Source organism: Bordetella tumulicola (assembly GCF_965138755.1).
GTDB classification, from domain to species: Bacteria; Pseudomonadota; Gammaproteobacteria; order Burkholderiales; family Burkholderiaceae_B; genus Bordetella_A; species Bordetella_A tumulicola.
This window is the reverse complement of the sequence record NZ_CBCSFP010000002.1, coordinates 741951-763278: the sequence shown is the minus strand read 5'-3', so window position 1 is coordinate 763278 and position 21328 is coordinate 741951. Positions and strand designations below refer to the sequence as shown.

General features: G+C 60.7%; 22 protein-coding genes and 1 pseudogene. 13 read left to right on the top strand and 10 right to left on the bottom strand.

Translation table 11 applies throughout. From position 1 onward, the window contains the following. Nucleotides 1-51 precede the first annotated feature (51 nt). From ACNAZS_RS09280 to ACNAZS_RS09270, 3 genes are all read right to left on the bottom strand, one after another. Nucleotides 52-402, bottom strand: coding sequence for a VOC family protein (locus ACNAZS_RS09280; RefSeq protein WP_415788463.1), 351 nt, complete (start codon nucleotides 400-402; stop codon nucleotides 52-54). A 146-nt stretch (nucleotides 403-548) separates the two neighbouring features. Next, entirely contained in the window at nucleotides 549-764 is a 216-nt protein-coding gene (locus ACNAZS_RS09275; RefSeq protein ID WP_415788461.1) for a hypothetical protein, read from the bottom strand. A 101-nt stretch (nucleotides 765-865) separates the two neighbouring features. Continuing rightward, nucleotides 866-1195, bottom strand: a complete 330-nt coding sequence (locus ACNAZS_RS09270; RefSeq protein WP_415788459.1) for a cupin domain-containing protein — start codon at nucleotides 1193-1195, stop codon at nucleotides 866-868. Nucleotides 1196-1298: 103 nt separating this feature from the next. On the opposite strand from ACNAZS_RS09270, the gene ACNAZS_RS09265 reads away from it, so the two are divergent. The 6 genes from ACNAZS_RS09265 (at nucleotide 1299) to ACNAZS_RS09240 (ending at nucleotide 6870) form a co-directional block, all read left to right on the top strand. Continuing rightward, nucleotides 1299-1703 carry a group III truncated hemoglobin gene (locus ACNAZS_RS09265; protein WP_415788457.1) on the top strand — a complete coding sequence of 135 codons (405 nt, stop codon included), beginning with the start codon at nucleotides 1299-1301 and terminating at the stop codon, nucleotides 1701-1703. Then, entirely contained in the window at nucleotides 1696-2916 is a 1221-nt protein-coding gene (locus ACNAZS_RS09260; protein ID WP_415788455.1) for an NnrS family protein, read from the top strand. Before ACNAZS_RS09265 ends, ACNAZS_RS09260 begins: the two co-directional genes overlap by 8 nt. A gap of 80 nt (nucleotides 2917-2996) precedes the next feature. Further along, on the top strand, nucleotides 2997-3917 hold the full coding sequence (locus tag ACNAZS_RS09255) for a LysR family transcriptional regulator (RefSeq protein WP_415788453.1): 921 nt from the start codon (nucleotides 2997-2999) through the stop codon (nucleotides 3915-3917). Between the two features lie 180 nt (nucleotides 3918-4097). Continuing rightward, nucleotides 4098-5084 (top strand): Bug family tripartite tricarboxylate transporter substrate binding protein, encoded by a 987-nt coding sequence (locus ACNAZS_RS09250; protein WP_415788451.1) that lies wholly within the window; start codon nucleotides 4098-4100, stop codon nucleotides 5082-5084. Between the two features lie 43 nt (nucleotides 5085-5127). After that, nucleotides 5128-6492 carry an acyclic terpene utilization AtuA family protein gene (locus ACNAZS_RS09245; protein WP_415788449.1) on the top strand — a complete coding sequence of 455 codons (1365 nt, stop codon included), beginning with the start codon at nucleotides 5128-5130 and terminating at the stop codon, nucleotides 6490-6492. 51 nt (nucleotides 6493-6543) lie between these two features. After that, complete coding sequence (locus tag ACNAZS_RS09240) at nucleotides 6544-6870, top strand: DUF4387 domain-containing protein (RefSeq protein WP_415788447.1); 327 nt, start codon at nucleotides 6544-6546, stop codon at nucleotides 6868-6870. A gap of 80 nt (nucleotides 6871-6950) precedes the next feature. Here ACNAZS_RS09240 and ACNAZS_RS09235 read toward each other — a convergent pair whose 3' ends face one another. Further along, the gene (locus ACNAZS_RS09235; protein WP_415788445.1) at nucleotides 6951-7865 is read right to left on the bottom strand and encodes a LysR substrate-binding domain-containing protein; all 915 of its coding nucleotides are present in this window, start codon (nucleotides 7863-7865) and stop codon (nucleotides 6951-6953) included. 179 nt (nucleotides 7866-8044) lie between these two features. Here ACNAZS_RS09235 and ACNAZS_RS09230 point away from each other — a divergent pair, with 179 nt between their 5' ends. From ACNAZS_RS09230 to ACNAZS_RS09210, 5 genes are all read left to right on the top strand, one after another. Then, complete coding sequence (locus ACNAZS_RS09230) at nucleotides 8045-8992, top strand: Bug family tripartite tricarboxylate transporter substrate binding protein (RefSeq protein WP_415788443.1); 948 nt, start codon at nucleotides 8045-8047, stop codon at nucleotides 8990-8992. Beyond that, entirely contained in the window at nucleotides 8989-9753 is a 765-nt protein-coding gene (locus tag ACNAZS_RS09225) for an SDR family oxidoreductase (RefSeq protein WP_415788441.1), read from the top strand. Before ACNAZS_RS09230 ends, ACNAZS_RS09225 begins: the two co-directional genes overlap by 4 nt. A 142-nt stretch (nucleotides 9754-9895) precedes the next feature. Further along, a complete protein-coding gene (locus ACNAZS_RS09220; RefSeq protein ID WP_415788437.1) occupies nucleotides 9896-10669 on the top strand; it encodes an HpcH/HpaI aldolase family protein in 774 nt (257 codons plus the stop codon). Continuing rightward, nucleotides 10663-11985 carry a Rieske 2Fe-2S domain-containing protein gene (locus ACNAZS_RS09215; RefSeq protein WP_415788435.1) on the top strand — a complete coding sequence of 441 codons (1323 nt, stop codon included), beginning with the start codon at nucleotides 10663-10665 and terminating at the stop codon, nucleotides 11983-11985. The genes ACNAZS_RS09220 and ACNAZS_RS09215 overlap by 7 nt, the downstream gene beginning before the upstream one ends. A 15-nt stretch (nucleotides 11986-12000) precedes the next feature. Further along, nucleotides 12001-12960, top strand: a complete 960-nt coding sequence (locus ACNAZS_RS09210; RefSeq protein WP_415788433.1) for a PDR/VanB family oxidoreductase — start codon at nucleotides 12001-12003, stop codon at nucleotides 12958-12960. 141 nt (nucleotides 12961-13101) lie between these two features. Here ACNAZS_RS09210 and ACNAZS_RS09205 read toward each other — a convergent pair whose 3' ends face one another. From ACNAZS_RS09205 to ACNAZS_RS09185, 5 genes are all read right to left on the bottom strand, one after another. Then, complete coding sequence (locus ACNAZS_RS09205; protein WP_415788431.1) at nucleotides 13102-14115, bottom strand: histone deacetylase family protein; 1014 nt, start codon at nucleotides 14113-14115, stop codon at nucleotides 13102-13104. Between the two features lie 148 nt (nucleotides 14116-14263). Continuing rightward, entirely contained in the window at nucleotides 14264-15247 is a 984-nt protein-coding gene (locus tag ACNAZS_RS09200; RefSeq protein WP_415788429.1) for a threonine/serine dehydratase, read from the bottom strand. 60 nt (nucleotides 15248-15307) lie between these two features. Further along, nucleotides 15308-16591, bottom strand: a complete 1284-nt coding sequence (locus tag ACNAZS_RS09195; RefSeq protein WP_415788427.1) for an MFS transporter — start codon at nucleotides 16589-16591, stop codon at nucleotides 15308-15310. Between the two features lie 25 nt (nucleotides 16592-16616). After that, a complete protein-coding gene (gene argE / locus ACNAZS_RS09190) occupies nucleotides 16617-17801 on the bottom strand; it encodes an acetylornithine deacetylase (protein ID WP_415788425.1) in 1185 nt (394 codons plus the stop codon). After that, nucleotides 17798-18190, bottom strand: coding sequence for a RidA family protein (locus tag ACNAZS_RS09185; protein ID WP_415788423.1), 393 nt, complete (start codon nucleotides 18188-18190; stop codon nucleotides 17798-17800). The genes argE and ACNAZS_RS09185 overlap by 4 nt, the downstream gene beginning before the upstream one ends. A gap of 228 nt (nucleotides 18191-18418) precedes the next feature. Here ACNAZS_RS09185 and ACNAZS_RS09180 point away from each other — a divergent pair, with 228 nt between their 5' ends. Together ACNAZS_RS09180 and ACNAZS_RS09175 are read left to right on the top strand one after the other, a co-directional pair. After that, a complete protein-coding gene (locus ACNAZS_RS09180) occupies nucleotides 18419-19411 on the top strand; it encodes a helix-turn-helix transcriptional regulator (protein ID WP_415788421.1) in 993 nt (330 codons plus the stop codon). Nucleotides 19412-19553: 142 nt separating this feature from the next. Then, nucleotides 19554-20648 carry a molecular chaperone DnaJ gene (locus tag ACNAZS_RS09175; RefSeq protein ID WP_415788419.1) on the top strand — a complete coding sequence of 365 codons (1095 nt, stop codon included), beginning with the start codon at nucleotides 19554-19556 and terminating at the stop codon, nucleotides 20646-20648. Nucleotides 20649-20759: 111 nt separating this feature from the next. Here the strand turns inward: ACNAZS_RS09175 and ACNAZS_RS09170 are convergent. Beyond that, nucleotides 20760-21327 (bottom strand): annotated as a pseudogene (locus ACNAZS_RS09170) (zinc-binding alcohol dehydrogenase family protein); the annotation flags it as partial. Nucleotide 21328: the final 1 nt, after the last annotated feature.

Genomic DNA, 21328 nt, shown 5'->3' with positions numbered 1-21328 from the left:
GCCACTGCGCTTCTGCGGCAGCCTGCATGACCTGAGCGATCGCCACCTCGATTAAATGTGAACAAGTATATTAATCAGTCTTTCAAATGGATCGCGGACGTAAAAACGCCTAACTCCCCAGGGCTCGCTTGCCGGCCCGTACTCGATCGAAAAGCCGGCATCCTTCATCTGTTGGTATGCCCCGTCAAGATCATCCACCTCGATTGACAAGTCCGGCACTGGCGTACCAGAGCCTCCTTCGGAGGCAAAACTGATTTGAACCGTCATCTGGCTTTGTGACCCGTAGGTCCGAATCCATCCGTGGTCCATCAATAAGTCCATGCCAAGGATGTCTTGGTAAAAAACCCGGGCGCGCTCCGGGTCTTTCGTAGCGAAGTTGGCGACTACACGCTTAACCTTCATTCGTTTACCTCATCCGTGATCTAAGCCATTTCTAGTGCGGCATCGTCCGTGATGTCAAGGTATCGCACGGCGCTAGGTAAGTGTGGTGGGCGATATGGCCTATGTGTTCTCGGTGAGCGCTTATCGATGATATTCAAGGTCCTGTATCATTTTCGACGCTCGCAGCGTTCTCTTCCCTTGTCAGTGAGCACCGCGATTTCCACACCAATTTTCTCTGGGTCGCTCGTTACCCCCTGTCGCACCGACATGATCAATCCCAGTCGTCGTAACACGCCAAATACGACTGGATTTTTGTGCCACGGAATTTGCCGCAACCGTACTTGCTCCAACACGGCAAGCACTTGACTCTCCGTCAAGTCCATTCTCTCCTCCATTCATTCCTTTCATCGCCCTCGCCCGGGATACATCAACCAAGAATACGCCTTTAACGAGACACATCGCGGTGTTTAGCGTGATGTATCAATCACGCGTTCCGCAGTAAGGTTACCAGTAACGTCGCATTCGACTGCGCATGGACGGCATGCTGCTTTCCGGCTGGTAGGGCGATCAACTGACCCGTCGTAATTTCACATGTTCGCGACGGCAGTACCACCCTAACCTTCCCGGTTAGGCATTGAATCGTTATTTCGCCTGCGACATGGTGTTCGGGCAGTTGCTCCCCGGCCCCAAGCACCAGTTGCATGACTTGCAAATGATTTGTCTTGAGCAGACTGCGACTGAACGTCCCACATTGATCTTCATCTGTGGCGTAAAGATCGATCACATCGAGCAATTGTGCATGTTTCAGAGCCACGACACTTCTCCGTTTAGATAAAGGATCACACGGTGATGCTTGCAAAATTCCTGCACAAGTATAAGATGTATTATAAATACACCTTATATTATCGGAGCAATTCTTGCGCTCGCCTAACTTATGCACCGAGCAGGAAATCACGGACCTGGTGCACAATTTTTATACCACCGTCCGCCGGGACGCTATGCTGGGCCCGATCTTCAATGCCCACGTTCAGGACTGGGACCATCATCTTGCCAAGCTCGTGGATTTTTGGTCCTCGATCCTGCGCGGCACGCAACGCTTCAAGGGTACTCCTATGCCCAAGCACGTGGCGCTGCCCAATTTGAATGCCGAGTTGTTCAAACGATGGCTAACTCTGTTTTGCGAAGCAACGGCGGCGCAGCCCAACGAGGCGATGGGACAGACAGCCTACGAAATGGCGCAGCGCATCGCTCAAAGCCTGTGGTACGGATACCAGCTTAGCCGCTGCCCTGCCGTGCCCCCTAGGGAACTGGGCCATGGCTGAAATGCTGCAAGTCTCTGAACCAGTGCGGCCCCGGCAGCCACCCCAATGGCGGGCCTTCCTTGAACTTGGTTTTCGACCTTTGTATCTGGCCGGCTGCTTTTGGGCCGCCTTCTCGGTCGCCCTGTGGGTCTACGCCCCCAACATGCTGACGGGAATCATGCCCGGCGTGCTTTGGCACGCGCACGAAATGCTCTGGGCGTTCATTGCCACTATCGCCGTGGGTTTTTTGCTGACCGCTGCCGCCACCTGGACCGGCATCAATCCACTTAGCGGACCGCTCCTTGGTGCGCTTGGCAGTCTATGGATAGTGGCGCGCGTCGGCTATCTGCTACCTGGCATGCCAGCATTCACGATCGCAGCCTGCAGTGAGCTAGCGCTCTTCGTCTGGGCGGCGGCAGCGTTGGGCAACGCGATCTACCGCACGCGCAGCCGCCGCAACTACGGCGTGCCACTGCTCGTGCTGGCGCTTGGCGTGACCGACGCACTCTATCTCTTCGCGCTGCTGGACGGCGATTACCTACTGCTGCTACAGCGCTTTAACACAGGGCTACTCTGCATGGCGGTGATTGCATTGCTGGTCGCCCGGCGCGTCATTCCGTTTTTCGCCATGCGCGCGATTCCGGGTCTGACCATTCCCATGCATACGCGCAGCGGCCAATGGCAGATTGGCGCGGGTGTCATCGCTGTCATTTGCAGCCTGCTGCAGTTTCACGTCGCATTAGCCATTGCGCTGGCCGTGGCCGGAGTGCTCGCCCTGGTGCAGGTGCGGGCCTGGAAGCCCTGGGCAGTACGGCGCGCGCCGCTGCTTTGGATTTTGTACACGGGCTACGGCGCGCTTGGCGCGGGATTACTGGTGGCGGCGGCACGGTCCGCAGACTGGGTCGGGCATGAGGCCTGGCCGGCGCACGTCATCGGCGTCGCGGGGTTTTCGGTCCTCATCATCGGCATGGTGACGCGCACCGCACTTGGCCACCTGGAGCGCCCCCTGCAGACCGACAACGCGATGGTAGCCAGTTATGCGCTGGTGATTGCGGCGGCCGCCCTGCGTCTGATCGCGCTTCTGCCGACGGCACTCTCGCTTGCCGCACTGCACGCCGCGGCCACAGCGTGGATATTGGCTTTTGTTCTCTGTCTTTGGCGCTTCTTTCCGATGATGATCCGACCACGCGCCGATAAATCGCCCACATCCCCGATTTCCTCTATATTGCGTTGAGGGCGGACTACGCATGCGCTTGACCACCATGAAAGTCCCCTATTGAGTCAGCCATCTGAAACGACGAACGTGCGATGCACATGAACCTGCGCCAACTCGAAGTATTCCGAGCCATCATGATCAGTGGGTCGGTCAGTGGCGCGGCGCAATTACTGCATGTCTCGCAACCCGCAGTCAGTCGCCTGATTGCATATACCGAGCAGAGACTCGAATTGGTGCTCTTCGAACGCATCAAGGGCAGGCTGTACGCCACCAAAGAAGCGCGACAGCTCTTTGGCGAATCCGAGAGTATTTATCAAAATCTGCAGCGATTCAACGAGCTGGCACATGGTCTGTCGCGCCAGGCTGGTGGTGCGCTGCGAATCGTCTGCAGCCCCAGTCTGGCCCACGGCCTGCTGCCGCTCGCCATCGCGGCTTTCGCTCGCGTCTACCCCGACGTCCGTATTACGTTGGCCGGCCTGCAGCTCAGCGATCTCGTCGACCGGGTAACCACTCAGCGTGCCGATCTGGCCGTTGCCATGGTGCCCTTGCAGCACCCGCACCTTCAGGTGCACAACGTCTTTCGCAACCGGGTGGTGGCAGTATTGCCGCCCGGGCATCGGCTATTGCGCAAGGCGCGCATTGCGGTGAGCGACCTACGTGGCGAGCGCCTCATCGGCTATCACCCGGATACGCCGCTTCAGCAAGCGATTCAGCAGATGTTCGACGCCAAAAAAATCCTACCCACGCGGGTGGCCGAAGTCGAGCAGATTCATGTGGCATGCGCCATGGTGCAGTTGGGCGTTGGCATTGCGCTGATCGATGAGCTTGCCGTACTCAACGGTGCGTGGTCGACCCTCGAAATTCGCCCCATCGTCGCGCCCATCGATCTGCAAGTTCGCTTGGGATACCTACGTTCCGAACCCCTCTCGGGCCTGGCGCAGACATTTGGCGGCATGTTGGAAAACCTGGAACACCCGGCGCTACATCGCGTCGTCGCACGGCCTGCAGGAAAACCCTAAGCAGCCCGCAGATAACGGCACAGCGCGGCACATAACGCCGTGTTATAGCATTTTGACATTTAGTAATACGACACGCGCGGCCACGCTTTCTAAGATCAGTTTCAGGGGAAGTCGGCACATGCATCCCACGATGGATCGGCCCGACTCATAAAACTGTTTGTTCGGCCGGGAAAATTAGCCATGAAATGCGCTGCCTTGCTTCGCCGTGTAATTGCCGTTCTCGCTGTCTGCTCAGTCGCCTTACCTGGGGGCGTCAGTGCCCAAGCAACCTTCCCTGATAAACCCGTACGGGTCATCGTCCCCTATCCGGCAGGCGCGTCGCTCGACGCGGTGATTCGGCCCATTGCCGATGCCTATATGAAAATGACCGGCCAGCCCATGATCATCGAAAACGTCGGCGGTGCGGGTGGCCAGATCGGGGTTTCGCAAATCCTGCAAGCCAAGCCCGACGGATACACCGTAATCATGGCCACCAACGCCCAGGTGTCGATCGCGCCCTTTGTCTACACCAATCTGCGCTACGACCCCGTGCAGGATCTCGTCCCGATCGTCCATTTGATCGACAGCACGGCGGTGTTATACGCCAGCGCCAAGTCGCCATACAAAACCTTTGCCGACGTGCTGGCCGATCCCCAGGCCAAGGCCGGCACGGTCACCTTTGCCTCTGCGGGCAAAGGGACGGTCACGCACCTGGCGCTTGAATTGCTCAGCCGCGAGTCCAAGATCAAGTTCAACCATATCCCCTACCGCGGCGCCGCACCAGCGTTGCAAGACTTGGCAGGCGGTCAGGTGTCGTTGCTGTTTACGTTCGTGGGTTCGGCTCAATCGTTGACGGCTTCAGGCATGGTGCAGCCACTGGCGGTGGCATCCAAGCGGCGGCTACCGGGCTTGCCCAACGTCCCCACATTTGCCGAGCTCGGGTATCCGGCCATGCAGGCATTTACCTGGATGGGTCTGATGGCCCCAAAAGGCACGCCCGAATCTTCGGTGCTGGCTTTCAACAAGCAGATCCAGGACATCCTCGCGCAACCCGAGATCAAGGCCCGCATGGACGCCTTGAGCACCGAAATCCGCGGCGGCGCTCCTACCGCGTTCAAGGCCATGATCGCGGCCGACACCGAGCGGTGGAAAAAACTGTCGACCACCGTCAATATCATCGCCGACTGATCGCCGTCCTTCACCGATCGTCTCACGCACTAGGGAAATCAGCATGAAACAAGTCATGGGTGTCGCGCCGTCAGGCTCGATGGGTAGCGGCTACAACATTGCGTCCTTTAAACGGGCCATGTCACTGTCGCCAGACTTCATCGGCCAGGATGCAGGCTCAACAGACATGGGGCCGTACTACTACGGCGCTGACAAGCCATTCCTACCCGAGTCGGCTTATCGCCGAGATCTAGAAATCATGTTGAGCGCGGCGCGCAGCGCCCGGATCCCACTTTTGATCGGTTCAGCCACCACCAATGGCTCGCGCCAGACGCTGGATCAGATGATCCGCCTGGTGCACGAAACGGCACAATCACAGAAACAATCCTTCAAACTTGCTGTGATCAATGCCGAGATCGATAAGTCATACCTAAAGACGAAGATCGCGCAAAATGGACCTCTCGAAAGCATTGGGCCGGAGGCGGTCTTGACGGCTGACACGGTCGATGCGGCCGGCCCCGTCGTGGCGCAAATGGGCATGGAGCCATTCATGGCCGCCCTGGACGCAGGTGCCGACGTCATCATCGCCGGCCGGGCCTGCGATGACGCGGTCTTTGCCGCCATGCCCGTCTTGCGCGGCTTTGACCGCGGCTTGTCGCTGCATTGCGGCAAGATTCTCGAGTGCGCGGGCTTGTCGGCCATTCCCTACGACCTCGGCGAGCCCATGGTTGGCCGAGTGCGCAAAGACCATTTCGAAGTCGAACCCGGCAATGCCGACTATCGATGCACTACGGTTTCGGTGGCCAGCCATTCACTTTACGAACGTTCGGATCCGTTCCTGCAGGCAGGTCCGGGCGGCATCAACAACCTCACCGGCGCGCAGTTCGAACAGATCGACCCACGCACCGTGCGCGTGACCGGCAGCACCTTCGTTGCCGACGATCAGTACCGAGTCAAACTCGAAGGCGCCGAGCATGTCGGTTACCGCAGCATTGTCATCGTCGGCATTCGCGATTCGGTCATGATCGAACAATTGGATTACGTTATCGAACACGTGCGTGAACGTGCCGAAGAGCGCTTCGGCATCAGCCGCGACGGCATTCATTTGATGTTTCGTGCCTATGGTCGCGATGGCGTGATGGGCGCCATGGAACCTGATCGCCACATCGTTCCCAAAGAAATCGGTCTGGTGATCGAAGCTGTGGCTGCCACCCAAGACCTGGCTACGGCCATTGTGATGTTCTCGCGTGGTGTGATGCAACATGCCGATTACCCCGGCATTCTGACGACAGCCGGCAATATGGCTTACCCCTTCTCGCCGTTCGGCATTCCCGTGGGCCCGGCATACCGATTTTCGGTCTACCACCTGATGCCCGTGGCCACGCCCCTCGAGTGCTTCCCGATTCACTACGAAGCCGTCAAGTACTAGGCACGTCATGCCAAACAAGCAACCGTTTTGTCTTCAACACCCGAGATCACTATGTCCACCACAGCCCGTCCGCTGACCGACTACGCGAAAGTCATTCGCAGTAAAAACTCAGGCCCGTTCGAAGTGACCTTCGATGTGATGTTCGATGACCGAGTACCCTACGAGATCGTCAAGAACAGCGGCGCCATTACGTTTGACACGATTGCCGCGGCCTTTGGGATTCCGCGCGAGCAGGTACTGGTGTGCACCCCGTTCGATGCCGGGATGGCGATCAAGATCACCATCCGTCGCAGCGTCAGTTCGGGCGATCTGGACGACCGCGATGTGTACGGTTGCCAGCAGCACGTACCGCTCACACGCATTGCGGTGCAAATGTAAGGGCATTGAGGGCGCGTTCGTCACCACTCGAACTGACAAGCCCTCGCGGGCCTTGCGCCCTACATCGATTACGGTCCACGCTATGCCACCGCGCCACGCCGCGAACCCTTCGCGCCCGGCGCGGCGTGCTTGAGCCATCTTCCGAATGCGAGAACCGCATCCAGTTTCGGCGAAGTTCTGGGGCAAAGCAACGCGTACGCTCGCCGAGCGGGCACCAGTTCGCCCGCGATGATGCATAGATTGCCTTTGCGCACCTCTTCCTGCACCAAGGCAATCGGGGCGAGCGCGACGCCCAGCGAGTCCATGGCCGCCACCAGCGCGAAATAGAGTTGGTCAAAGACCTTGGCCGCGGCGTCCGGTGCGCGCCGGATACCGTTACCGCGCATCCATTCCGACCAAGCGTTGTTCTCGGAACGGGACACGAGCAGCGTGGCTCGCACCAGATCTTGAGGCGAAAATACTTCATTGTTGCGCTGGTATTGGGGGCTACATACGGGTACGGAGCCGCCGTCCAGGAAGCGCTCGGCGCGCAGGCCGCGTGGCGTGGCATCGATACGCCGGATGGCCGCGTCGTAGCCACCTTGCTCGAAATCGACCGGCTCTATCGACGTCGACAACTCGATCTGGAAGCCGGGCTGGGTATTGTCGAGTTCGCTCAAACGCGGCATCAACCACCACATCGCCAGCGACGGTGGGACCGATACGCGCAGTGTCGATCCGGACTCGTTGAGTTGATGCAACGCGTCGCTCGCGTCGAGCAAGTTGTCGAATGCGCGCTCCACTGCGTGGGCCAGTTTGATACCTTCTTGCGTCAGCGTCAACGCTCTCGAGCCGCGTATAAAAAGCGCTATCCGAAAATGGCTTTCGAGCGTGGCAACCTGCCGGCTGACAGCGCCGTGTGTGACATGCAACTCGTCGGCCGCCTTGGTGAAGCTTCGATGCCTGGCAGCTGCATCGAACGCCTTCAGGGCATTTAGGGGAGGAAGTTGTCTCATCGCTCTCTCGCGCCGCAGCGGTCTCTGGACCTGTGAGTTTTTCTCACATTGTAGGTGAAAAAGTCGATTGTTTCCGATTCGTGTCATCACCCACAATGGCTATACGAAAACACCAATAATCCACGGAGAGACAAACAATGCGAGAGACCTGTAGAAAAGGCGTCCCATGGCGCCGCGCCATGCTGAGCATGGCAGTCACGTTGTTCGCCGCTACAGCATGGTCTGCCCAACCCATCCAGATCGAAGGTCCTTTGAGAATCGTGTTGCCATTCGGCCCTGGCAGTGGCACGGACATCTATGCACGGCTGGTGGCAGAAAAGCTGGGGCCCGCGCTGGGCACAACCGTCATCGTGGAGAACAAGCCGGGCGCCAACGGCATCATCTCTGCCGAGTCGGTGGCCCGTGCCACCCCTGACGGCAATACGTTGCTGTTCACAACGAACACGACGCATGCCGCCAACCCCAATATGTTCAAGCGGTTGTCATACGATCCGGTCAAAGACTTCGCGCCCATCAGTAAGCTCGGCAATCTGACCTTCCTGCTGGTCGTCGCTGCCGACTCACCCTACCAACGCCTGGGCGACCTGATTGCCGCCGCCCACGCGAAGCCAGAACGGGTGTCGTTCGGCGCATCAAACAGCTTCGGCACCGTATCGGGATACAAGCTCGGCAAAATCACCGACTCGCAGTTCTTGTATATCCCCTATAAGAGTTCGCCACAGATCATCACCGACCTGCTGGGCGGCCAAGTGCAATTCGCCTTTGTCGACGTCGCGGCTGCCACTCCCATGCTCAAGTCCGGCCGGATGCGTGCACTCGCCGTGCTGGCCGACCAGCGCTTTCCCACGCTACCTTCAGTGCCCACGATGAAGGATCTCGGTTACCCGCAATTTGATGTGGTGGCCTGGTTCGGCATGTTCGCGCCGGCCGGTACCCCCGGCCCGGTCGTGGACGCGCTCAACAACAAACTGGTTGCCGTACTGCAGGATCCTGCCCTACGACAACGCGGCGCCGAGTTGGGTATCGAGATCTTCGGCAGCTCTCCACAAGAGCTCGCCGATTATGTAGCGTCGCAGATTGATTTGTGGAAAGCCCTGACCGCAGATGCAGGATTGACGAAGCAATGAACTCCCTCAAAGCTCATCGCGTGGCGCTGATAACCGGCGCTTCACGAGGAATAGGCGCAGCAACGGCGGTGGCGCTGGCCCGGCAAGGCTTCCAGATGGTATTGGGCATGCGCGATACACGCCATGCCCTCGAGGTCTTGGGGCAGATCGAAGCAGTCGGCGTTGCAGCTTGGGCGGTGGAAATGGATGTGAGCAACTCAGACTCGGTGCAGGCTGCAGTCGACTTCTGTCTGAAACAAGCCGGGCAGCTGGATGCACTCGTTAACAATGCCGGCCGCATCGATCCCATCTCCCTACTTGCCGATACTGACGTGCAAGCATGGGTGGAAAGCCACAACGTCAACCTGGGCGGCCCTTATCGGGCCATACGATACGCGCTTCCCGCGTTGCTTCGCAGTCCAGCCCCTACCATAGTGAATCTGTCTTCAGGCGCCGCGCATGCCACGCGCGAGGGATGGTCGGCCTACTGCAGCGCCAAGGCAGGCCTGGCTATGTTGACCCGCTGCGTGGCACACGAGTATCCCCAGGTCGCCTGTTATGGCTTCCAGCCCGGATTCGTCGACACTGCCATGCAGGCGAGCATTCGCGCATCGGGCATCAACGACATCAGCCGCCTGGCACGCAGTGCGCTGGCGCCGGCGGAACACCCCGCCGCCTGCATCGCCTGGCTTTGCGCCACCCGGCCGAGCGACATAGCGGGACGCGAGCTGTCGATCAACGACACGGCGCTGCAGGCCTCCATGAAGGGATCAGCGAAATGAGGACGGCGGGAAAGACCATCATCACTTGTGCCGTGACAAGCGCTATCCATACGCCGAGCATGTCGCATTACTCAATGAAGTGCGGCAGATGCTGGCGCCAAAAGACCGCGATGCGGTCTCCTTCTGAGAAAAGAGCCTACAAATGAACCTATTCAAGGAAAAACTGCTGCGCAGACAGCCACAGTTCGGGCTATTCGCCATGTCGTTAACGGCACAGACAGCGGACGCCCTAGTGCCCAGCGGTTTCGATTTTCTGATGTTCGATGCCGAACACACACCGACGGCGCTGCCCATTCTTTATTCGCAAGTGCTGGCGCTCGCCTCGTCTCGCACTGCATGCCTGGTGCGCATGCCCGGACCGGACCCGGTGGCGTTCAAGCCGGTGCTGGACATGGGGATAGCCACCGTCATGGTACCGAACATACGTAATGCCAAAGAAGCAGCCCAGGCGGTGCGCGCCGTGCAGTATCCGCCTCGCGGCATCCGTGGAGTGGGCGGCAGTGTGCGCGCTACGCGCTACGGCCGCGATGCCGACTACTACGCGCAAAGCGCCGAACAGATCTGTCTGCTGCTGCAGATAGAAAGCGCGGAGGGTCTGTCCAACATCGAGGCGATCGCCGCCGTCGAAGGCGTCGACGGCTTGTTCATCGGGCCGGTCGATCTTGCCACTGACCTCGGGCATCTAGCCCAGGCGACTCATCCCGCCGTCATACAGGCGTGCCTGGATGGCGTGCGACGCATCCGGGCAACCGGCAAGGCGGCCGGCATCCTGGCGGGCGAATCCCAGGCGCAGGCGTATCTGGACGCCGGCGCCACCATGGTGTGCCTTGGTTCGGATTTGGGACTTCTCACCAAGGCGGCCGACGCTCTTGCCGCGCACTGGATTCAAAGTAACGCATCGGAGGAAGCATGCTAAGCAGAGCGGACAACGAGATATTGACCCGCACCGGTCCGGATACGCTCATGGGAAAGCTGTTCCGCAGCTATTGGCTGCCGGTTGCCCTGGCAGAAGAGGTAGCATCCCCCGACAGCCCGCCGGTGCGCATCAAAGTACTGAGCGAAGAACTACTCGTGTTCCGGGACAGTGAGGGCAAGGTCGGTGTCATCGAGCCCCGGTGTCCGCACCGTGGGGCGAACCTCTTCTTCGGCCGTAACGAAGAAGGCGGCATACGATGTGCGTTCCATGGTTGGAAGTTCAGCGTCATGGGCGAGTGCCTGGACATGCCTACCCTGGAGCCTGCGTCAGTGCCCAGAATGTGCGAGAAAGCGCGCATCAAGGCCTACCCCGCCCAGGAATGGGGCGGCTATATCTGGGCGTACATGGGCGGCGAGGACTTCCCTCCTCCCCTGCCGCACATGGAGTTTGCCCTGGTACCCGCCAGCCACCGGCACGTTTCCAAGAAGTTCCAGGAATGCAACTGGGCTCAAGCGGCGGAAGGCGGGGTGGATACGGCGCATTTCTCGTTCCTGCATCAACCGCTCGCCGAGTCCGACGACCAGTTGGCAGAGCGGGCTGCGCGCGCCACGCGCGGGTACTCCACACAGACCATGGGTCCGGACCATGTTCAATGGATGCGCGACGACGCGCGGCCCCGTTATGAAGTCAGGAAACACGCCAGTGGGCTTGTACTGGGTGCCTCGCGCAGGGCATCGGCCGGGCACGCATACTGGCGCATTGCACAGTATCTGATGCCGTCGCACGGTTACACGCCCAGTGCCACGCCGGGGCAGACATATCATGGCCAAACGTGGATACCCATCGACGATGAATCATGTTGGGTCTATGTGTATTCGTGGAATCCGTTACGACCGCTGACCGACGAGGAAATCGAGGGCTACCGCAGCGGCGGAGCCGTCTACCCTGCCATGGACGATCAATGGATGCCTTTGCGCAACAGATCCAACGACTATCTGATAGACCGGAGAATACAGAAATTGGAAAATTTCACCGGCATCGTCGGAGTATCGGAACAGGATGCCGCGATCCAGGACAGCCAGGGTCGCATTGCGGACCGGACACGGGAACTGCTCGGCCCCACCGATATTGGCGTGGTGCAGTTCCGCCGGCTAATGCTGGCGGCGGCCAAAGGCGTGGCGGCAGGCACGCCCCCTCCCGGCGTGGAGTCCGCCGACAGCTACCGGGTCCGGGCCGGTGGCATCGTGGCCGACGCATCGCTCGGCTTCGACGATGTCATGCGCGAGCGTTTCGGGCACGCTCTTGGCGAGTTTTGAAGGGTGGATTCGGCAATGGCGAGCTTCCTGCCGATGCGCATCGGCGAAATCCAGCGTATCGCCGATACCGTGGTCACGATTACGCTGGAAGGCGTCCAGGGCAGCCCGCTGCCCTCTTACGAACCGGGCGCGCACGTAGACATTCGGTTGCCTAACGGTCTGCTACGCAGCTATTCGCTAACCGCACCCTACGACCGCACACGCCCCTACACGATCGCGGTGCATCGTGGCCGGGCCAGTGGAGGAGGATCGTCGTACATTCACGAGCACCTGAGCCCGGGGGATGAGGTCGAGGTATCGGTGCCACGCAACCTGTTTCCCCTTTTGCCGGGCATGCACACCAGTGTGCTGATTGCTGGTGGCATAGGAGTCACTCCACTGTACTGTATGGCGCAACACCTCACCGCCCAGAGGCGGCCATGGCGTCTGGCTTATGCCGCCCGCAGCCGCGGCGCCGCTGCCTTCGCCGATGCATTGCAGACGCTGGCAAGCCAGGCGTCTGCGGGGCTCACCCTGCATTTCGATGATGAGGCGGCGGGCCATGTATTGAATATAGAGAACTTGATAAAAGAGGCGCCCGCCGATGCGCATTTCTATTGCTGCGGTCCGGGCCCCATGTTGGACGGGTATCACGCGGCATGCTCCGCCCTGGAGCGTGAACGGGTTCACTGCGAACGCTTTGGGGGTCAAGCCATCCAGGCTGCCAGTGGTAGCTTCGAGATCGAACTCACCCGCTCCAGCAGGACACTGCACGTCGGGCCGGACCAAACGATACTCGACGCGTTGCTGGATGCCGGCATCGACGTCGAGTATTCGTGCATGCAGGGTATTTGCGGAAGCTGCGTGACCCCTGTCCTGGACGGCGAGCCCGACCATCGAGATGCTTTTCTCAGCTTGGACGAGCAGGCGGCAGGTGATCGAATCATGATCTGCTGTTCGCGCTCCCGCAGTGCAAAACTGGTTCTCGATCGCTAACCAGTATCCCGTTCTGTCCACCTGAGATCAGGCATTCCGTACCAAACGAAACGTCGAGGATTGGTCGCGGCCGACCAACGTGTAAGCCGATCGCGACCTACCGGCTGCGCGCTGAAAAACGCGCAGCGCTTCGAGCTGTGTTCATCGCAGCCCCGCAAAGAACGCCTCAGCGTTTTCTTGCAGACCTTCGATGTAATAGCCGCCTTCCTGCACCACCAACACCGGCACACCAAAACCAGCCACCGCACGGCCGATGCGCTCGAAGCCAGCGCTGCTGACCGCGACCTTGGCCTGCGGGTCGCGTTCGAAGATGTCAAAGCCCAGCGCCAGCACCAACACATCGGGCTGGAACACCTGGATGGCCTCCACGGCAATGGCGAGCTTGTCGAAGAACACCGCTTCGGTCGATCCATGCGGCATGGGTAGATTCAGGTTGTAGCCAAAGCCCTCCCCGGCGCCTTTTTCGTTGTCGTAGCCGGCCACCACTGGGTAGAAATTTTCGGGGTCACCGTGGATCGACACGTAATAGACGTCGTCGCGTTGGTAGAAGATCTCCTGGATACCCTGCCCATGATGCATGTCGGTATCCAACACGACCACGCGGCCGTACTTGCCGCGCAGGCGCTGCGCGGCGATGGCGCTGTTGTTCAGATAGCAGAAGCCGCCCGCCGCATCGCGGCGAGCGTGGTGGCCGGGCGGGCGGCACAGCGCGTAGGCGTGACGATCGCCTGCCAGCAGGGCATCGGCACCGGCCACGGCCGACTGTGCTGACCAATAGGCCGAATGCCAGGTGGACGGCCCCACCGGACAGCTACCATCGGCCAAGTAGCGCGCTGCCTTGGCCAGCACGCCGCGCAGGGCATTGGGTTCGCGCACAAACACGTTGGACACGACTTCGTCGCCCCAGTCTTCGGGCAGTTGCTTCCATTCTTGATGGGCGGTCTTCAGAAACTGCAGGTAGTCGAGCGCATGCACGGCGGTCAGCGGCGCCATGCCCGCATCGGACGGCTGTCGCACGTCGAACCCCATGTGCTTGACCGCGCTGACCAATGCACTGGCACGGTCTGGCACTTCTTGCGGGGTGCGCATTTTGCCGCGCGAGAAATAGGTTTGCGGATGATGCAGGGCCTGGTCGGGATGGTAGTAGGCTTTCATGGCGGTCCGTGGGTTGGCGGGTTTACCGGGCGGTGCCCGGCGCGACAAGGGTGTAGGGCATTGTGGACCAGAATCGACGTGGGCCAAAGTACCAATTCCGCATTCGCGACACGTACCGCTTGGCCGGCAGGGCCGGCCGTATGGGTGTTCAGCCTATGCCCAGGTGCCGCGCGAACGTGGCCGGGTCGGTGTTGGTGCCGCACAGCAGCACACCGACGCGCTTGCCGGCCAGGTCGGTTTTCAGTGGGCCCACCAGCGCGGCAGTGGCGGTGGCGCAGGCCGGCTCGGTGGCCAACTTGAGCTGGTCGAACAGCAGGCGCATGGCACTGCGCAGTTCGTCGTCGGACACCTTGACCAGCCGGTCGACGTTGCGGCGGCACAGGTCGTAGCTGTACTGCTCGGTGTGTGGCGCCATCAGGCTGTCAGCAATGCTTTGCATGGGACCCATCTTGATGGGGCCGCCGGTCTCGAAGCTGCGGTGCATGGCGTCGGCGCCCTCGGGTTCCACGCCGATGACCTGGCATTGCGGGGCGGCCAGCTTCACGGCGGTGCTGATACCGGCCATCAGGCCGCCGCCGCCGATGGGCACGATCACAGCATCAAGATCGCCCGCCTGTTCCAGCCATTCGTAGCCCAACGTGGCGGTGCCCAGCACCGTACGGTAACCGTTGAAAGGGTGTACGAAAAAGCGCCCTTCCTCGCTTTCGATGCGATGCACGGTATCGAAGGCAGTCTGACCGTTCTCCGCCAGCACCACTTCCGCGCCGTACTGGCGGCACAGCGCCACGCGCGCGGGGCTGGCGGTCTTGATCATGACCACCTTGGCCGGAATGCCCAGGCGCATAGCGGCGTAAGCCACCGCCACAGCGTGGTTGCCCGCCGACACGCAGGTGACTCCGGCCGCACGTTGCGCGTCATCCAGCGCCAACAGGTTCGAGAATGCACCGCGTGCCTTGAACGTGCCGCTGGCCTGCAACAGCTCGAACTTGAAGTTCACTGCCGTACCCGCCACGGGTTCGAAGTCGGCCTTTTCCATGATGGGCGTGGTGCGCACCCAGCGCTGCAACTGGGCGTGCAGATCGGCGATGGCGGATAGATCGGGAAGAGTGGTGGTGTCGAGTTGCTGTGTCATGAGGGTTCCTGCTTGATACGAAACGGTGGCAGGCGCCTGCCACGGGCGGGCGGCCTGCCTTTAGCGTAGTCCCAGCCGTTTGCGTACGGCAAACAGCGAGGCGAGGCTGATCAGGGCAGCGAAAATCAGGTAGAAGCTGGGCGCCAGTTTGTTGCCGCTGACGGCGATCAGCCACACGATGATGAAAGGCGCAAAGCCGCCGAAGATGGTTACTGCAATGTTATAGGACAACGACATCCCGGTCGTGCGCGACTGGGTGGGGAACAGGTCAGTCAAGAGAGCAGGCAGCGCACCGAAGTAGCCCGACAACAGGATGCCGATGATGATCTGCACCACGATCATGGTACCGAAGGTCGGCGAAGCCGCCAACAGTGCGAAGAGCGGGTAGATCAGCACCAGGAACAGCACGGCCGCCGTGACCATGACGCCGGTGCGGCCATGACGGTCGGACCAGTGACCCACCATGGGCGCGCAGATGAACTGCACCACACCGGTGACCAACGTGGCCGCAAAAGCCGCCGCGGGCGGGATGCCCAGTTGCTTGACCGCGAAGGTGGGCATGTACAGCACCAGATACGTGGACACGGTGCCCAGCACCACGGTGCCGATGGCCAACACCAGGCGCAGACGATGGGTGGTGAACGTGTCGGCCAGCGGCGTTTCAGTGCGCTCGGATGCCAGGAACTCGGGCGTTTCGTTGATGCGGGTACGGATGTAGTAGGCCACCGGGCCGATCAGCAGTCCGAATAAAAACGGAATGCGCCAGCCCCACGATTCCATTTGGTCGGGCGTCAGCCATTCATTCAGGCCCGCGCCGAAGCCGGCGGCCAGCAGTGTCGTCAGGCCCTGGCTGGCCACTTGCCAACTGGCGAAGAAGCCGCGCCGGTTCGGCGTGTGCTCGGCCAGAAAAGCCGTGGCGCTGCCGAATTCGCCGCCGGCCGAGAAACCCTGGATCATGCGCGCGGCCACGATGCCGATGGGTGCCCAGATGCCGATAGTGGCGTAGGTGGGCATGATGGCGATCAGCAGTGTGCCCAGCATCATCAGCATGATGGACAACGTCAGCGTGGCGCGTCGGCCGACGCGATCGGCGTAGACGCCCAGTACTACCGCACCCAGCGGACGCATAAAGAACGACACGCCGAAGGTGCCCAGTGTCAGCAGCAGCGACATGCTTTCGTTATCACTGGGGAAGAACAGTCGCGCGATGGTGACGGCGAAGAAACCATAGACCACCAGGTCGAACCATTCCAACGCATTACCGATCGAGGCGGCGGCGATGATGCGCCACGCGGGGGGTGACGTCCTGCCGGCAACCGGTTGGAACGTCGTTGCGGTATTCATGAATGGCTCTCCCTGGGACTTGTGATTATGGTTGTGCAAGACTGTCGATGACGTTGGACAGGAACGTATGGCATTGCGCGACCTGTTCCAGTGCGACGAATTCGTTAGCCCGGTGGGCCTGCTGGATATCGCCCGGCCCGCAGATCACGGCAGGGATACCGGCCTGCTGGAACTGGCCGGCCTCGGTACCGTAGGCGACCTTGCGGTGGGCGGTATCGGCGGTCAGGGCGCGCACCAGTTGCGTGATGGCGGCCTGTTCGGATGCGTCCAGCGACGGCGCGCTGGCCAACGAGGTCAGCTCGATAGCGGCATCCGGATGCTCGCGTCGCATGCGCGGCAGCAACGTGTCCTGTGCATAAGACTGGATGCGCGCGTAGAACTGTTCGGGATCGGCCCCAGGCAAGTTGCGGTGTTCGAACTCGAACTGGCATTGGCCGGGAATGGTGTTGACGGCGATGCCGCCCTGGATGGTGCCGACCTGGGCCGTGCTGAAGGGCACATCGAAGGCCTCATCGAACGGTCCGGCGGCGCGCATGCGGTCGGCCTGCTCGCGAATGAAGCAAATCAGTTGCGCGGCGTACTCGATGGCGTTCAGACCCTTGGGGGTCAATGACGAATGGGCGGCATGCCCGCGTACGCAGCAGCGCCAGACATTGATGCCCTTGTGAGCCACGATCACCCGCATCGAGGTCGGTTCGCCGACGATGCAGCCGTCGGGCCGCACACCACGCGCCTTCAGCTGAGCCAACATCAGTGGCGCGCCCACGCAGCCCACTTCTTCGTCATACGACAGGGCGAAGTGAATAGGTTTTTTCAAGGCAATGCCGGTCATGCGCGGCAACAGCGACAGCGCGGTACCGATATAGCCTTTCATGTCGCAGGTGCCGCGGCCGTACAGCCTGCCGTCGCGCACTTCGGGTCGGAACGGGTCGCTGTCCCAGTCCCGGCCATCTACCGGCACGACGTCAGTGTGGCCCGACAGCACAATGCCGCCCTGCGTGCTGCCGTCGGCGGCCGGCACGGTGGCATACAGGTTGGCCTTGGCACCGCTGGCATCGTGGCTCAGGTGCGATTCGATGCCGGCCTGACGCAGCGTGTCGCGCACCATCTCGATCAGGCCCAAATTAGAATGCCGGCTGGTGGTGTCAATGCCGACCAGACGCTGGATCCAATCAACTGCCGCCTGGGGCGCGACGCGATCGGTGCTCATGTGCGCACCCCGGCATGGCACGCCGTGGCTTCGATCTCGACCAGCGCGCCCGGCACCATCAGGTCGGCGCGCACGGTCGAGCGGGCAGGCAGCACGACGTTGCCAAAGAACGTGCCATAGGCCGCGTCGAATGCGGCAAAGTCTTCGACGCGGGTCAGCCAGACGGTGGTCTTGACGATGTCGCTCGCGCCCAGGCTGGCGGCCGAGAGCTGGCGCACGATGTTTTCCAGGCAAGTACGGGTTTGCGCGGTCACGTCGTCGCCTACGATGCGGAATCCTTCGTCAAAGGCCATCTGGCCCGACACGAAGACCAGTTCGCCAGCGCGCCGGGTCATGGAAAAGTTCGGTTGGCGGCGGGGCGCGGAAGTGGCCGTGACATCGTGCTGCATCAGAAAACTCCAGACGGATCGGTGGGGGCAGCTTAGCCCTCTACGCATAGGTACGCTTATGCGCACGTGCATGCTTTGTTTGCTGAATGGTAGAAATCGCCACAATCGCGCTTCTTATTCGGGTTTTCCCGCGGTTTTCGGCATGAATCACACCTTGGCTTGACGATGCGTAAAGCCCCCCGGTAACGTTACTGCCGCCCCCTCTGGCTCCGCCTGGACTGCTTCGCCGTGAATAACCTAGTCGTCAATCGCTTGCATGCCTATGTGCCGCACACCTACGAGGTGGTCGGCCTGGAACCCGTCGGCTCGGCTTGCTTCATCAAGACACGGCCGGTGGGTGCCGGTATGTCGGGCTACCGCGATACGCTAGTGCTGGGCGCCGGCCTGTCGGCCAGCTGGGCCGACGTTACCCGGCCACGCGCCATGGAAGAACACTATGACTGCAGCGGTGCGCTGAAGATTCACCTGCGCATGGCCGGTTATTCGTCGGTGACCGACGGCGGCGAAGTGCCGCATGGCGTAGAGGCGTTGTCATGCAGTGCCTTGCTGCAGCCGCGCGGCGCCCGCAAGATCGAAATTTTCGGCACCGGCGACCGCGAACGGTCGGTCACCATTTCGTGCACGCGTGCTTACCTGGTAGACGAACTGGGGCTGGATGCCGGCCGCTATGGCGGTGCGCTGGGTCGCTACCTGGACGACGATCCGGTCGCGTTCGCGCTGTTCCGGGCCGGCATGACGGCCGCCATGCAGCAAGCCGCGCAATGTTTTTTCGAACCGACAGATGACCGCCACATGCGCCGCCTGCTGTTGCAGGCACGCGCCGAAGACATCGTGCGGCATTTCTTTGCCTGCATGCCCACAGGCGACACAGCAGGCGAGGTGCGGCCGCGCGATCGGGCGATGGCCGACCGGGTGGCCGCACACCTGGACGATGCGTTCCGTGATCCGCCCAGCGTACGGGAACTGGCCGACCAGGCCGGCGTCAGCGTCTCGAAGCTGTCGCGCACGTTCAAGGCCGTACATGGCGCCACGCTATCGGAATACTTGCTGTCGGTCAGAATGCGGCATGCCATGGCGCTGATACGCGCCGCGCGACTACCGGTGACGCAGGTGGCTTTTGAAGTCGGCTATGAGCATGCCGGCAATTTCTCCACCGCGTTTCGCAGGCATTACGGTGTATCGCCGCGGGCCGTCGGTGTTACGCATCGTGGAAGGTCGTGAGCGTAATGTCCGAAACTCTGGCGCACCGTCAGACCATACAAGCAGCGGGCAATATGTCGATTCGGCCACAGAAGACCACGCAGCAGGACGCCTACTACAATGTCGCCTGTTTCCCATCTGAGGCGGGCAAGACTATCTTTTTATGAATAAGGCGAGCGAACAAGCAGTCAATATCGTGGCCGGACTTGGCGAGGCGAAACTCTCCAAGGGACAGGAGACATTCAATGCCCTGACCGGACAGATCGAAGAGCGGCGGGCCCGTCTGCTCATCTGGGAAGAAATGCGGCCGACGTTTCAGAAAAAATATGTTGATGTCCTGTTGCCCTTGCAGCGCGAGTCGACAGATCTGCAAGTCAAGATGGTCCATCTCCTCAATGACGCGTTCGATAACAAAAGCCTGACGAAAGGCGAGCGGCGTGCGCTGTCGGATCTGATTGCAGAGATGGCAGGCCGCTTGGTCGACGCCTGCGATGACGTGGCGGTGAAGGCAATCTACAACATGCATAGCCGGTCCGACTACGACAGTGAAACGGTGGTCGAGCTGGACGTTGAAAGCCCCACCCCAGACGCGGTCCTCGGCATTGAGGCGGGTGACGATGGCGATTTCGATTCACCTGATGAACTGCTACGGCGATTGGACGCCGAGATTCAAGCGCGAGACGACGCCAGAGAGCGAGCCAAGGAAGCGCGGCGAGCCGCTCGAAAGCAATCGTCACCCAAAAAACGTGCCGCCCAGACGTTGCAGGATTCCGCGCAGGCGGAGTTGAGCAAATCCATCCGGCAGGTCTACCGTAAGCTCGCCAGCGCCTTGCATCCCGATCGCGAACTAGATACACAAGAGCGGCTGCGCAAGACAGCCCTGATGCAGCGAGCCAATCTTGCCTATAAGAAGAAAGACCTGCTGACGCTACTGGCGTTGCAGTTGGAGCTCGAGCACATCACCCAACAGGCGCTGAGCGGTATCAGCGAAGATCGATTGCAGCATTACAACAAGATTCTCCAAGAGCAGATCGGCGAACTGGATGAGGAAATCCAGCACGTCGAACGCGGTTTTCGGCAGGCGTATGGAATTCCCCCCTCCACCGACGTTTCCCCCGACACAGTTCTACGCAGCCTGCAGAAAGAGGTCGTTATGCTGCAGAGATACATAAGCGATCTGGCAGGGAGTCTGCGTTTGTTCGAAGATATCGAACGGTTGAAGGATAGCCTAGGACAAATGAAGCGTATGGGACGCTAGCAACACCTCGAACTCGCCATAGCCCACTCGCACGGTAATTGGGTGTCTTTTGAGTTTGTCTGAAGCTTGGGTGGATGGATAGCGATGCGAGTTAGCGGGGCTTTTCCTTGGTCAAAAACCCGTCAACACCACTTTCCCTTGTGCCTTGCCGCTCTCGATGAGGGCGTGGGCGCGGCGCAGATTCTCGGCGTTGATAGCGCCAAGGTGATTATTCGCGGTGCTACGGATACGACCGGCGTCCACCAACTCAGCCACTTCGCCTAGCAGCCGGCCTTGCTCGCCCATGTCGGGCGTCTCGTACATCGATCGAGTAAACATCAACTCCCAATGCAGCGAGATGGACTTGCTCTTGAGCTTCATGGCGTCGAGGCTGTCCATATCGTCGATCACCGCCAGTGCACCTTGGGGCTTAAGACTTTCAATGATCTGTTCGTAGTGCTGCGCGGTCTGAGTAAGCGCCGCCACGAAGTCGACTTGTTCGACACCTGCGGCCTTCAATCCGGAGAACAACGGTTGACGATGGTCGATCACAGCATGAGCGCCCAAATCCAGGCACCACTGGCGCGTCTCAGGCCGCGAGGCGGTTGCAATGATTCTGAGCTGCGTGAGCTGGCGAGCAAGTTGAATCAGGATCGAACCCACGCCGCCTGCACCGCCCACGACCAGCAGCGCTTGCCCGN

Excerpts from the sequence above, each read along its gene's own strand:
- ACNAZS_RS09225 (WP_415788441.1), top strand. The coding sequence starts at position 8,989 with ATGAACTCCCTCAAAGCTCATCGCGTGGCGCTGATAACCGGCGCTTCA.
- ACNAZS_RS09255 (WP_415788453.1), top strand. The coding sequence starts at position 2,997 with ATGAACCTGCGCCAACTCGAAGTATTCCGAGCCATCATGATCAGTGGG.
- ACNAZS_RS09215 (WP_415788435.1), top strand. The coding sequence starts at position 10,663 with ATGCTAAGCAGAGCGGACAACGAGATATTGACCCGCACCGGTCCGGAT.
- ACNAZS_RS09185 (WP_415788423.1), bottom strand. The coding sequence starts at position 18,190 with ATGCAGCACGATGTCACGGCCACTTCCGCGCCCCGCCGCCAACCGAAC.
- ACNAZS_RS09235 (WP_415788445.1), bottom strand. The coding sequence starts at position 7,865 with ATGAGACAACTTCCTCCCCTAAATGCCCTGAAGGCGTTCGATGCAGCT.
- ACNAZS_RS09220 (WP_415788437.1), top strand. The coding sequence starts at position 9,896 with ATGAACCTATTCAAGGAAAAACTGCTGCGCAGACAGCCACAGTTCGGG.
- ACNAZS_RS09205 (WP_415788431.1), bottom strand. The coding sequence starts at position 14,115 with ATGAAAGCCTACTACCATCCCGACCAGGCCCTGCATCATCCGCAAACC.
- ACNAZS_RS09245 (WP_415788449.1), top strand. The coding sequence starts at position 5,128 with ATGAAACAAGTCATGGGTGTCGCGCCGTCAGGCTCGATGGGTAGCGGC.
- ACNAZS_RS09200 (WP_415788429.1), bottom strand. The coding sequence starts at position 15,247 with ATGACACAGCAACTCGACACCACCACTCTTCCCGATCTATCCGCCATC.
- ACNAZS_RS09260 (WP_415788455.1), top strand. The coding sequence starts at position 1,696 with ATGGCTGAAATGCTGCAAGTCTCTGAACCAGTGCGGCCCCGGCAGCCA.
- ACNAZS_RS09175 (WP_415788419.1), top strand. The coding sequence starts at position 19,554 with ATGAATAAGGCGAGCGAACAAGCAGTCAATATCGTGGCCGGACTTGGC.
- ACNAZS_RS09210 (WP_415788433.1), top strand. The coding sequence starts at position 12,001 with ATGGCGAGCTTCCTGCCGATGCGCATCGGCGAAATCCAGCGTATCGCC.
- ACNAZS_RS09250 (WP_415788451.1), top strand. The coding sequence starts at position 4,098 with ATGAAATGCGCTGCCTTGCTTCGCCGTGTAATTGCCGTTCTCGCTGTC.
- ACNAZS_RS09195 (WP_415788427.1), bottom strand. The coding sequence starts at position 16,591 with ATGAATACCGCAACGACGTTCCAACCGGTTGCCGGCAGGACGTCACCC.
- ACNAZS_RS09280 (WP_415788463.1), bottom strand. The coding sequence starts at position 402 with ATGAAGGTTAAGCGTGTAGTCGCCAACTTCGCTACGAAAGACCCGGAG.
- ACNAZS_RS09275 (WP_415788461.1), bottom strand. The coding sequence starts at position 764 with ATGGACTTGACGGAGAGTCAAGTGCTTGCCGTGTTGGAGCAAGTACGG.
- ACNAZS_RS09240 (WP_415788447.1), top strand. The coding sequence starts at position 6,544 with ATGTCCACCACAGCCCGTCCGCTGACCGACTACGCGAAAGTCATTCGC.
- ACNAZS_RS09230 (WP_415788443.1), top strand. The coding sequence starts at position 8,045 with ATGCTGAGCATGGCAGTCACGTTGTTCGCCGCTACAGCATGGTCTGCC.
- argE (WP_415788425.1), bottom strand. The coding sequence starts at position 17,801 with ATGAGCACCGATCGCGTCGCGCCCCAGGCGGCAGTTGATTGGATCCAG.